This is a genomic window from Herbaspirillum autotrophicum, assembly GCF_001189915.1.
GTDB classification, from domain to species: domain Bacteria; phylum Pseudomonadota; class Gammaproteobacteria; order Burkholderiales; family Burkholderiaceae_D; genus Herbaspirillum; species Herbaspirillum autotrophicum.
In genome coordinates, this window is record NZ_LFLS01000004.1 from 1 (window position 1) to 12,019 (window position 12,019).

Annotated in this window: 11 protein-coding genes; 3 read left to right on the plus strand and 8 right to left on the minus strand. The window is 56.7% G+C overall.

Annotation, left to right across the window (positions count from 1 at the left end; genetic code table 11):
• The coding region (locus AKL27_RS28100; protein WP_198155882.1) for a hypothetical protein at nt 1-222 on the plus strand (222 nt) is incomplete at its 5' end.
• Nucleotides 223-651: 429 nt separating this feature from the next.
• Here AKL27_RS28100 and AKL27_RS03900 read toward each other — a convergent pair.
• The 8 genes from AKL27_RS03900 to AKL27_RS03935 all read right to left on the minus strand — a co-directional run bounded on the left by AKL27_RS03900 (nt 652) and on the right by AKL27_RS03935 (nt 9,632).
• Nucleotides 652-1,833 carry a ribonucleotide-diphosphate reductase subunit beta gene (locus AKL27_RS03900; RefSeq protein ID WP_050461483.1) on the minus strand — a complete coding sequence of 394 codons (1,182 nt, stop codon included), beginning with the start codon at nt 1,831-1,833 and terminating at the stop codon, nt 652-654.
• Nucleotides 1,834-1,955: 122 nt separating this feature from the next.
• Nucleotides 1,956-4,865, minus strand: coding sequence for a ribonucleoside-diphosphate reductase subunit alpha (locus AKL27_RS03905; protein ID WP_050461484.1), 2,910 nt, complete (start codon nt 4,863-4,865; stop codon nt 1,956-1,958).
• Nucleotides 4,866-5,169: 304 nt separating this feature from the next.
• Nucleotides 5,170-5,838, minus strand: coding sequence for a 1,6-anhydro-N-acetylmuramyl-L-alanine amidase AmpD (gene ampD / locus AKL27_RS03910; protein WP_050461485.1), 669 nt, complete (start codon nt 5,836-5,838; stop codon nt 5,170-5,172).
• 1 nt (nt 5,839) lies between these two features.
• Nucleotides 5,840-6,100: a PP0621 family protein gene (locus AKL27_RS03915; protein ID WP_050461486.1), complete on the minus strand. Its 261-nt coding sequence runs from the start codon at nt 6,098-6,100 to the stop codon at nt 5,840-5,842.
• On the minus strand, nt 6,097-6,906 hold the full coding sequence (locus AKL27_RS03920; protein ID WP_050461487.1) for a cytochrome C assembly family protein: 810 nt from the start codon (nt 6,904-6,906) through the stop codon (nt 6,097-6,099). The genes AKL27_RS03915 and AKL27_RS03920 overlap by 4 nt, the downstream gene beginning before the upstream one ends.
• Nucleotides 6,907-7,040: 134 nt before the next feature.
• Nucleotides 7,041-7,844: an ABC transporter ATP-binding protein gene (locus AKL27_RS03925; protein WP_050461488.1), complete on the minus strand. Its 804-nt coding sequence runs from the start codon at nt 7,842-7,844 to the stop codon at nt 7,041-7,043.
• 1 nt (nt 7,845) lies between these two features.
• Nucleotides 7,846-8,661, minus strand: a complete 816-nt coding sequence (locus AKL27_RS03930; RefSeq protein WP_050461489.1) for an ABC transporter permease — start codon at nt 8,659-8,661, stop codon at nt 7,846-7,848.
• 11 nt (nt 8,662-8,672) lie between these two features.
• The gene (locus AKL27_RS03935; protein WP_050461490.1) at nt 8,673-9,632 is read right to left on the minus strand and encodes an ABC transporter substrate-binding protein; all 960 of its coding nucleotides are present in this window, start codon (nt 9,630-9,632) and stop codon (nt 8,673-8,675) included.
• A gap of 332 nt (nt 9,633-9,964) precedes the next feature.
• Between AKL27_RS03935 and ffh the strand changes: the two genes are divergently transcribed.
• The gene (gene ffh / locus AKL27_RS03940; protein WP_050461491.1) at nt 9,965-11,332 is read left to right on the plus strand and encodes a signal recognition particle protein; all 1,368 of its coding nucleotides are present in this window, start codon (nt 9,965-9,967) and stop codon (nt 11,330-11,332) included.
• 177 nt (nt 11,333-11,509) lie between these two features.
• Nucleotides 11,510-11,887 (plus strand): SWIB/MDM2 domain-containing protein, encoded by a 378-nt coding sequence (locus tag AKL27_RS03945; RefSeq protein WP_050461492.1) that lies wholly within the window; start codon nt 11,510-11,512, stop codon nt 11,885-11,887.
• The last annotated feature ends 132 nt before the right edge of the window (nt 11,888-12,019 follow it).

Genomic DNA, 12,019 nt, shown 5'->3' on the forward strand with positions numbered 1-12,019 from the left:
GGCTTTGCTGCTGCCTTCGCTACTGGCTTCTTGGCCGCAACTGCTTTTTTAGGAGCTGCTGCCTTGGCTGCTACTGGTTTCTTAGCGGCTGCCGCTGGTTTTTTCGCAGCAGGCTTCTTCGCTGCCGGTTTCTTTGTTGCTGTTGCCATTTTGTTTCTCCTTCTTCACGTGATGGAAAAAATCAAGCTTGATTTAAGAAATCCTCCTGCTCCATCGCGATGACGCAGGCGGATTATTCATCGGCACAAGCAAACCTCTGCTTGCGCTAATGAATTCGGCACCAGCTGAACTGCTGCATCCCCTCACCTATGCAGCACTTCAGCTATCTCGGTTGTGGCTGCGCCCTCACGGGGCTCGAAGCACCGTGCCGCACACGCGGCACGCACAACCAAAAAAAACGCCAGCGGATTACACGCTAGCGTCGGAATAGCACCCTCGAAAAACCTTCAGGTTTTTCAAAGGAAAAGCCGCCTTACCCGACCTGGTCAGGTTAAGCGGCGATAACAGATAAGATCGCAGATAAGATCGATTCGCTCTGTCCATTAATTTGGTGAAAGCCTTTCAGTTTTTGACAGTCCGGGTATCTTGCAAGCTACCCGACTGTTTCTGTGCTTCACGTGTCTCGATGAAGAGCACTTACGAGACTGCACATCATTCCCAGTTCAACGCGCCTCCGGTTTGATATTCGATGACTCGGGTTTCAAAGAAGTTGCGCTCCTTCTTCAAGTCGATCATTTCGCTCATCCACGGAAACGGATTTTCTTCTTGCGCGAACAGCGGGTCAATTCCGATTTGCTGTGCGCGACGATTAGCGATGAACCGTAAGTAACCTTTGAACATCGGCGCATTCAAACCTAGCACGCCTCGCGGCATTGTATCCTCTGCGTAGCGATATTCCAACTCTACCGCGCTTAAAAACAACGATTTAATTTCATCGCGGAATTCAGGCGTCCACAAATGCGGGTTTTCCATCTTCACCGTGTTGATCAAATCGATCCCGAAATTGCAGTGCATCGACTCGTCGCGCAAGATGTACTGATACTGTTCCGCCGCGCCCATCATCTTGTTCTGACGGCCCAGCGCAAGGATTTGCGTGAAGCCAACATAGAAGAACAGACCTTCCATGATGCAGGCAAACACGATCAGCGACTTCAATAATTTCTGATCGTTTTCAGTCGTGCCGGTTTTGAATTCCGGATCGGTCAGCGTGTTGATGAACGGGATCAGGAACTCGTCCTTGTCGCGAATCGACTTCACTTCATGGTACGCGTTGAAGATTTCCGCTTCGTCCAGACCCAGCGATTCGACGATGTACTGGTAGGCGTGCGTATGAATCGCTTCTTCAAACGCCTGACGCAGCAGGTACTGACGGCATTCCGGTGCCGTGATGTGACGGTAGGTGCCGAGCACGATATTGTTGGCGGCCAGCGAGTCGGCCGTCACGAAGAAGCCCAGGTTGCGCTTGACCAGACGACGCTCATCGTCGGTCAGACCATTCGGGTCTTTCCACAATTCGATGTCGCGCTGCATGTTGATTTCCTGCGGCATCCAGTGGTTGGCGCAACCGGCCAGGTACTTGTCCCATGCCCACTTGTACTTGAACGGCACCAGTTGGTTGACGTCAGTATGGCCATTGATGATGCGCTTGTCGGCGGCATTGACGCGGCTGGTGACATCGACCTTCGGCTCGTCCTTGGTGACAAAGGCCGGATTCAGCGCGGTGTCAGTAAACTGCGCACGCTGCTGGCTGGCCTGCTGCAAGTTCGGTTGCGGGGTCGCGCGCGGCGCGGCGGATGCTGGTTTGGCAGCCGCTTCATCATCCCAAGAAAGCATAGTGGATTCCTTTACTCATATCTGTTCGTACCACCCGGCTCTGGCCGGGCAAGAAGCGTTGCCGTCACAACTGACGGCAACGACGGGCGGATCAACCGCCCTGGATCAGCGGGTCGCCGATCTTATTGGCAAGCTTCGCATTCCTCGAAGCCGGCGTCACCCGGACGCAACACGCACGCCGGACCGTCAGTTTCGATTTCAGCAGGTGCTGCCGCCACGGCGGAAATACCGCCGGTGCTGCCGTCAACTGACACGGCGTTGAGCGCGCCGGTCTTGGAGGTCGACTTCTCCATGTGGGTAGCGCCAATGGTGCGGAGGTAATAGGTCGTCTTCAGACCCCGCAGCCATGCCAGCTTGTATGTTTCATCCAGACGCTTGCCGGAAGCACCGGCCATATAGATGTTGAGCGACTGTGCCTGATCGATCCACTTCTGACGACGCGATGCCGCTTCCACCAGCCACGACGGTTCGACTTCGAAGGCGGTAGCGTAGATATCGCGCAAATCTTGCGGAATGCGGTCGATCTTGGCCAGGCTGCCATCGAAATACTTGAGGTCGGAGATCATGACTTCATCCCACAGACCGCGCGACTTCAGATCACGTACCAGGTATTCATTGATTTCTGTAAATTCGCCGGACAGGTTCGACTTCACATACAGGTTCTGATAGGTCGGTTCGATGCAAGCCGAGACGCCGATGATGTTCGAAATCGTCGCTGTCGGGGCAATCGCCACGCAATTCGAGTTGCGCATGCCGAACTCGGCAATGCGGGCCCGCAACGAAGTCCAGTCCAGTGTCGACGACATGTCGGCTTCCAGATAACCGCCACGCTCTTCAGCCAGCAGCTTCAGCGAATCCTGTGGCAGGATGCCGCGATCCCACAGCGAGCCGCGATACGAGCTGTAACGACCACGTTCTTCAGCCAGTTCGGTCGAAGCCAGGTAAGCGAAATAGCAGACGGCTTCCATCGAACGGTCGGCAAACTCAACGGCATCAGTCGACGCATATGGCACGCGCTTGATGTGCAGACAGTCCTGGAAGCCCATGATGCCGAGGCCGACCGGACGGTGACGCAGGTTCGAGTCACGTGCCTTCTTGACTGCATAATAGTTGATGTCGATCACGTTATCCAGCATGCGCATGGCAGTGCGGATGGTTTTTTGCAGTTTGACGTGGTCGATTTCGCCGTTGACCAGGTGGGCCGGCATGTTGACCGAGCCCAGATTGCAGACCGCGATTTCCGATTCGTTGGTGTTGAGCGTGATCTCGGTGCACAGGTTCGAGCTGTGGACGACGCCGACGTGTTGCTGCGGCGAACGGATGTTGCATGGGTCCTTGAAGGTGATCCATGGGTGACCGGTTTCGAACAGCATCGACAGCATCTTGCGCCACAGATCCAGTGCCTGCACCTTCTTGAACAGACGCAGTTCGCCACGGGCAGCCTTGGCTTCGTAGCCCAGATAGGCTTCTTCGAAGGCTTTACCGAACTTGTCGTGCAGGTCAGGCGCATCGGATGGCGAGAACAAGGTCCACTCGCCCTTTTCCATGACGCGCTTCATGAACATGTCAGGAATCCAGTTGGCGGTATTCATGTCATGCGTACGACGGCGGTCATCGCCGGTGTTTTTACGCAGTTCCAGGAATTCCTCGATGTCCATGTGCCAGGTTTCGAGGTAGGCGCAGACTGCACCCTTGCGCTTGCCACCCTGATTCACTGCCACGGCAGTGTCATTGACCACTTTCAGGAATGGCACCACGCCTTGCGACTTGCCGTTGGTACCCTTGATGTGGGCGCCGAGCGAACGCACTGGCGTCCAGTCGTTGCCCAGACCGCCGGCGTACTTGGCCAGCAGGGCGTTTTCCTTGATGGCTTCGTAGATGCCGTCCAGATCATCGGCCACGGTCGTCAGGTAGCACGACGACAGTTGCGAACGCAGCGTGCCGGAGTTGAACAGGGTCGGGGTCGAGCTCATGAAGTCGAACGACGACAGCAAGTCGTAGAACTCGATGGCACGGGCTTCACGGTTGACTTCGTTGAGCGCCAGACCCATCGCCACGCGCATGTAAAACGCTTGCGGCATTTCGATGCGGGTACCGCGGATATGCAGGAAGTAACGGTCGTACAGCGTTTGCAGACCGAGGTAACCGAATTGCAGGTCGCGTTCCGGCTTGAGCGCTTCGGCCAGTTGCTTCAGGTCGAACTGCGCCAGCTTGGTGTCGAGCAATTCTGCATCGATACCCTTCTTGATGAATTTCGGGAAGTAATCCAGGTACTCGGCAGGTGCATCCGCCTGAGCCACCTCCTTGCCGAACACTTCCTTGCGCACGGTATGCATCAGCAGACGGGCAGTAACCTGACTATAAGCAGGGTCTTTTTCCATCAATGCGCGCGCTGCCAGAATCGACGACTTGTGCAATTCTTCCACCGGTACGCCGTCGTACAGGTTCTTGAAGGTTTCGGCCAGAATGGCATCGGCGTCAGCATGCTTTTCCAGACCGACACAAGCGGCCGTGATCAGATTGCGTACTTCGCTGATATCCAGCAGACGGGTCTTGCCGTCTTCCACCACGTGCAGTTGCGGCGCCACGATGTCGGCCTTGCCGGCACCTTGCTGTGCGCGCTCTTCCATCCGCTTGGCGCGATACAGCACATAAGCGCGGGCCACATCATGTTCGCCCGAGCGCATCAGCGCCAGTTCGACCTGGTCCTGGATATCTTCAATATGGAACGTACCGCCGGTTGGCTGACGACGCACCAGCGCCGACACCACGTTGGTCGTCAACTGCTCGACCATTTCGCGCACACGCGCCGAAGCCGCACCCTGGCCGCCGTTGACTGCCAGAAAAGCCTTGGTGACTGCGATCGAGATTTTCGATGGTTCGAAACCGACTACCGCGCCATTGCGGCGGATGATCCGGTATTCGCCCAGACCTGATGACGATTTGACCGTCGCTGAGTCGGCGCTGGCCGAGGTTGGGACAATGCCGTGTTCTGCTGGCGATTTGGCGGAAATTTCTTGTGTAGAGCGCACTGAGCCTCCTGAATCTGTGAATGTCGGGCAGCAGAGCTGCCCACCTTACTAATAAGAGTCCCGATTTCCGGGGGTCTCTGAAATGCCGAGGGGCCGCTGACGCTGGAAAACCTGCGCTGGCGGAACCTGCAATATGAATCGGTGTTGAGAGATACAGTCGGGATGTTGCAGCATTGAATGCAACCATTTACCTTCTTGAAGCACCACCTGTACAAACTGAAGAAGTCTTTCCAAAAACACTACATCTAGTCACTACCCAACGATTTGCACTAATTCTAGTAGCAGCAAGTGGCAGATGCAACCGCTATTTTCGGATATTTTTATTTGCTTCCTGCTTGACTTTCGGCGACCCAGAACGGAAGCGCAGTTGCGCGTGGCGGGGCCGGCGCTGCCAGTCGGCGGCATAGCGGTCCCAGTCGAAAAACGGACCGGGGTCGGTCTTTCTGCCGGGGGCAATATGTTCGTGCCCGGTGACATCGGCGAAGCCGTAGCGATGCTGCAAAGCAATGGTGAGTTGCAGCAGTACCGCATATTGTGCGTCGGTAAAGGGTTCGAAGTCGGTCCCCTCCAGCTCGATGCCAATCGAAAAGTCATTGCAGCGCTCGCGGCCATTGAAGCTGGAAATGCCGGCATGCCATGCCCGTGCACTGGCGGAGACGAACTGCAGCAACTGGCCGTCGCGCTGAATCACGAAATGCGCCGATACCCGCAGACTGCGCAACTGATCAAAATAGGCATGCGCCTCGTAATCGAGCCGGTTGCAAAACAGGTCGCCGATGAACGGCCCGCCGAACTGGCCCGGCGGCAAGCTGATGTTATGAATCACCAGCAACTCGGGCACGGCGTCATCGGGACGTCCATCGCAATTGGGCGAAGCATGCTGCTGCGCCTGCGGGCACCAGCCATCGGCATCAATGGTCAGCGGTGCGGCGTGCAGGTCCGGAACAGAGTGGCGGTCAGGCCGTTGCGACATATCAGGGAGCAGACAAGCGTAGATGTTCGACGCTGCAAAATACCTGGCCGCTGGCATCGGTCACCGCTTCGGATGCCGGGAAGTGGATATTGCAATGGGCGCACTGCACCATATGCTCCACCTCGGGCACCTGCGACTTCGACTGCCGCGACCCGGCGCTGCCGGCGGCACCACCCATGCCGCCCGGCATGATGGTTTTCTTTGCACGTTTGAGCCAGACCACAACGGCCAGGGCCACTACCAACCAAATCAGATATTTCATACCAGTACCCGGTGCAGCACGACTTCAAGCACAAAACGGCTGCCCACATAGGCCAGCAGCAAAATGGCGAAACCGGTCAGCGTAAAACTGAGCGCGGTACGACCGCGCCACCCTTGCCAGCGACGTCCCGCCAGCAATAAACCAAACAAGGCCCACGACAACAACGTAAAGATTGTCTTGTGGTCCCAGCGGAATGCCTTGCCGAACAATTGCTCGGAAAACACCACGCCCGACAATACCGTCAGCGTCAACAGGACAAACCCGAAGGCGATCAGACGAAACAGAATTTTTTCCATTGTCAGCAAGGCCGGCAGCCGGTCCAGCGCCAAACCGAACCAGCCGGCCTTGGCCGGTCCCGGCCGGGTATGCAGACGCGATTCCTGCAACACCATCAAGACCGCATGAAAAGCGGCAATGGTCAGCGTGCTGTAGGCCAGTATCGACACCGCGATATGACCGAGAAACCAATCCGACTTGCCGGTCAGCATCACCATGTTGCCGGGGAAGATGGTCGGCAGGATGACGGCCACGGCCGCCACCGGTAGCACCAGCACGCGCAGACTGTCGAGCGAGAAGTTGCGATTTTCCAGCCAGTAAGCGGCCACCGATACCCACATGGTGGCCGACAGCATCACGCCGAATCCAACCCGCACCGCTTCCGGCGCGAACATGTCGGACAACAGGGCTCCGCCATGCAGCAGCCAGCCGAGCAGTGTCCCCAGAGAAATCGGCAAGCGCCGCTCCGAGGGCAGGAAGGCGCAGGTCAGATACAGCAGCGCGGCCAGGATAAAAAAATAGGTTTGCATCGGCTAGGTTCTGTCAGCAAGATGGTAAGTGCGAACAGGTCCGAGTTTACACTATGTCGCAGCACAACAGACGCCGGCCCCTGATTCCGGGGCCGGTATCTGCCTGCTTCTGTACAGCGCGTCAGTCTCGGGCGTCAGTCGACCGCTGCGGCGCGCATTTCGTCATGATGATGGCGCTGCTGCTCCTCCATCACGAGTTGGCCGAGTTCGCGCTTGAGGGCATTGAACTCGGGATCGGCCGGATCGCGCAGACGCGGCAAGGTAACCGTGATGTCGCGCTTGATGGTGCCGGGACGATAGGTCATCACGACAATGCGGTCGGCCAGATAGATGGCTTCCTCGATGCTGTGCGTCACGAAGACGATGGTTTTCTTGAATTCATCCCAGATGCGCAGCAACTCATCCTGCAAGTTGCGGCGCGTCAGGGCATCGAGGGCGCCAAACGGTTCGTCCATCAGCATGATCGGTGAATCCAGCGCCAGTACCCGGGCAATCGCCACGCGTTGCCGCATGCCGCCCGACAAGTCTTTGGGAAAGCGGCTGCGGAAATCGATCAGCCCCAGTTTCTCCAGCAATTGCGAGACCCGCTCCTGGATCGCCTGCTTGCCCACGCCCTTGATTTCAAGACCGAATGCCACATTTTCCTCGACCGTCATCCACGGAAACAAGGCGTACTCCTGGAACACCATGCCGCGATCCGGCCCCGGTTCCGTCACCGTCTTGCCATTGGTGACGATGCTGCCGGTGCTGGGCAGGGCAAAACCGGCAATCGCGTTGAGCAGGGTCGACTTGCCGCAGCCGGAGGGCCCCAGCAGACAGACGAACTGGCCGTCCGGGATGGTCAGGTTGATGTCCTTGAGCGCCACCACTTCGCGATCACTGCTTTTGAATACCTTGTTGACGCCGGATATGACGATTTGCGATGCAGATGCGCTCATCCTAGCTCTCCAATCCGCGGTGCCACCGCAACATGTAATTGTTCAGACGGCTCATTCCCATATCGATCGCCAGTCCCAGCAAACCGATCGTGATCATGCCGGCAATGATCTTGTCGGACCAAAAGTACTCGCGTGCTTCCATGATCCGGAACCCGAGGCCATTACTGACCGCAATCATTTCGGCCACGATCACCACGATGAACGCGGTGCCGATACCGATCCGCACACCCGACAGGATGTACGGCACCGACGCCGGCAGCATCACCCGCATGAACAGCGTGCGCTGGCTGGCGCCGAGATTGCGCGCTGCCCGCAGATAAATGCTGTCGACCTGCCGCACGCCGGCGATGGTATTCATCAATACCGGGAAAAACGCACCGAGCGAGATCAGGAACAGGGCTGGCGGATTGCCCAGACCGAACCACAGAATCGCCAGCGGGATATACGCAATCGGCGGAATCGGCCGGATCACCTGTACCGTCAGGTTCATCAGCGCGTAAACCCGCTTGCTGGATCCCATCAGCAAACCGAGCGGCAATGCCAGACCGGCACCGATCAGAAAACCGACTACCACGCGATACAGACTGCCGATCGCATCGTGAATCAGCTCCCCCGAAAACAGCCACGCCAGCCAACTGCCGCTGTCGGGACTATAGGGCGTCAGTGGCGACAGATATTCAAACCACTTGCGCACCACTGCCCATGGCGACGGCAACACCAGCGGATTGATCCAGCCCAGCGATGAAGCGGTTTGCCAGATGGCAATCGCCAATACCGGCACCAGCAATCCGCTCATGCCCTCCTTGAACTTGCTCATGTGCGTATTCCTTATTTGATGTTCAGGCTCTTTTTGGCTTGATCCAGCAAATCGGTCTTCACCCAATCCTTGGCGACCGGCGGTTTGGCCATTTTGCCGGTACCGTATTTGGCCATGGTGTCGGTCGTGACCTGAATGTGTTCCGGCGTGATGTCATAGGAGTAAGGCGAATTGCCGATGGCATCGAGGAAGTCTTCCTTGGTGATCTGATTCTTGAAGATCACTTCGCGCACATACTTCTCGGCGACGTCCTTGCTGTCGATGAAGGTCTTGGTCGCCTCGACGAAGCAACGCATGAACTTCTCGGCCAGCGGCCGTTTCTCTTTATAGAATTTTTCGGTCATGACCATGGTCCGTACCGGTTCGCCGATCGGGGTATCGTACGGCTTCATGACTTCGAAACCGAAACCCTTGTTGATGGCCTGCGAGGATTGCGGTTCGCTCTGCATCATGGCGTCGATGTTTTTACCGAGCAATGCCTGATTCAGATCGGCAAAGGCCAGGTAAACAATTTGCACGTCTTTCGGCGTCAGGCCGTTTTGTCCGAGTTCGGCATCCAGCAGTACTTCATGAATACCGCCGCGGGTCACCCCCACTTTTTTACCCTTGAGATCCTTGACCGACTTGATACCGGAATCCTTGGCTGCCACCAGACGTGCACCGCCCTTGGCAAAACCGGCCACGACATAGATCGGCGCGCCATTGGCACGTCCGGAAATAGCCGCTTCGGAGGCAGTCGCACCGACATCGAGTTCACCGGCCAGAATCGCCTGCATGACATCCGGGCCTTTGGCGAAGACATGTTCTTCGACCTTGATGCCACATTTCGGTGCAATTTCCTTGATGTACGACACGGCGCCATAATGCGCGAATTTCAGATTACCCAGACGCACGACTTCTTGTGCCTGAGCGGATGCAGCCAGGGCCGCGCTGGCAGTCAACAGGGTTGCTGCAATCAGTTTTTTATTCATTGATCTCTCTCCTTATGGTTATAAGTACAAAGTATTGCTCTTGTATCTCGCCCCTCTTTTGGAGGAGCAAGTCAGATTAGAACCTATCCGTACGCTCTCTGCTGGCGACGTTACAGAATCCTCGCCACTGTATACACAATTAAACAGGCGAGAACAAGTCAGGAGTTTCCCTTACTCAAGCAACGAGAACAAGCCAGGAGTTTATCCGGCACTTCGCGGCCACTCCGTTTCAGCAAAGCGGCAGGCTGCCTTTGATCAGGTAAAATGACCGATTACCACGCCATCCGGTCGCCGATCGGAGGGCCGCCTCCTTTTGAAGATATCCGCACATCATGCTCGACAATCTGACCCAACGCCTTGCCAAAGTCGTTAAAACCATGCGCGGTGAAGCGCGCCTGACTGAAACCAATACCGCCGAAATGTTGCGCGAAGTGCGGCTGGCCTTGCTGGAGGCCGACGTTGCCTTGCCGGCAGTGCGTGAGTTCATCGCCAAGGTCAAAGAAAAGGCCGTCGGCGAAGAAGTCATCGGTTCGCTCACGCCGGGACAGGCGCTGGTCGGCGTCGTGCAGCGTGAACTGGCGAGCCTGATGGGTGCCGATCTCGGCCCGGAAGCGTCGCAATTGAATTTCGCCACCCAGCCGCCCGCCATCATTTTGATGGCAGGTCTGCAAGGTGCCGGTAAAACCACTACCGTCGGCAAGCTGGCCAAGTATCTGCGCGAAAACAAAAAGAAAAAGGTCCTGACGGTTTCCGCCGACGTCTATCGCCCGGCCGCTATCGGCCAGTTGCAGACCGTCACCGAACAGGTCGGCGCCGATTTCTTCCCGTCGCAGCCGACCGACAAACCGGTCGACATCGCGCTGGCAGCGCTGGATTACGCCAAGCGGCATTTCCATGACGTGCTGATCATCGATACCGCCGGTCGTCTGGGCATTGATGAAGCGATGATGCAGGAAATCCGTGCCGTGCACGCCGCCGTCAAGCCAATCGAAACCCTGTTCGTGGTCGATGCCATGCTGGGTCAGGATGCCATCAACACGGCCAAGGCCTTCAGTGACGCCCTGCCCCTGACCGGTATCGTACTGACCAAGCTCGACGGTGACTCACGTGGCGGTGCTGCATTGTCGGTACGTCATATCACCGGCAAGCCGATCAAATTTGCCGGCGTGGCCGAAAAACTGGATGGCCTGGAAGCCTTCGACCCGAGCCGCATGGCCAACCGTATTCTCGGTATGGGCGACATCCTGGCGCTGGTGGAAGAAGCGAAAAAGGGTGTCGACGTCGCTGCGGCACAGGATCTGGCGCACAAGATCAAGGGCGGCGGCAAATTCGATCTCAACGATTTCAAGGCCCAGCTCGGTCAGATGAAGAAAATGGGCGGCCTGTCCAGCCTGCTCGACAAGCTGCCGGCGCAGATGCAGCAAGCGGCCGGCAATGCCAATATGGATCAGGCCGAAAAACAGGTGCGCCGCATGGAAGGCATCATCAATTCCATGACCATGCAGGAACGCAGCAAACCGGAACTGATCAAGGCTTCCCGCAAGCGCCGTATCGCGACCGGTGCCGGTGTTCAGGTGCAGGAAGTCAACCGCATGCTGGCACAGTTCGAGCAAATGCAATCGATGATGAAGAAGCTCAAGGGCGGCGGCATGATGAAAATGATGCGCGGCATGAAAAACATGATGCCGGGCATGCGCTGACAGCCGCGCAAGCCGCTTTCTACAGGCGAAAAACAAGGATTTGGCAAACGGTGTTGCCTGGCGGAAGTTTTGGGTGTGAAAGCCTCAAAAAACACTTGCATCGCCGGGAAAACCCCACCACTATTAGCGTTGCGTGATTGACGCACCTAACCAATTCCTTGTCAAGGAGGCTTACAGATGGCCACAGCCAAAAAACCAGCAGCCGCAGCGAAGAAGCCCGCAGTAAAAGCCGCTCCAAAAGCAGCACCGAAAGCAGCAGCCAAACCGGCAGCAGTCAAGAAAGTTGCAGCAGCAAAGCCGGCACGTACTCCGAATGCAGCCTTCATGAAGCCCCTGACACCATCCCCGGCACTGGCGGAAGTGGTTGGCGCCAAGCCGCTGCCACGCACCGAAGTGACCAAGAAGGTTTGGGAATACATCAAGAAACACAATCTGCAAAATCCGGAAAACAAACGCAATATCGATGCCGATGACAAACTGAAAGTTGTTTTTGGTGGCAAGAAGCAAGTATCGATGTTTGAAATGACCAAGCTGATTTCCGGCCATCTGAAATAAGCGTTACAGGTTTTGCAAGCTTGATTGCAAAACAAAAACGCCCGCGCAATGCGGGCGTTTTTGTTTTGTCGGACGACTGCCATGGCAGATAGGCCGAACTTAGTGCCTCGCCATGCGGTCTAGTGCTTATCG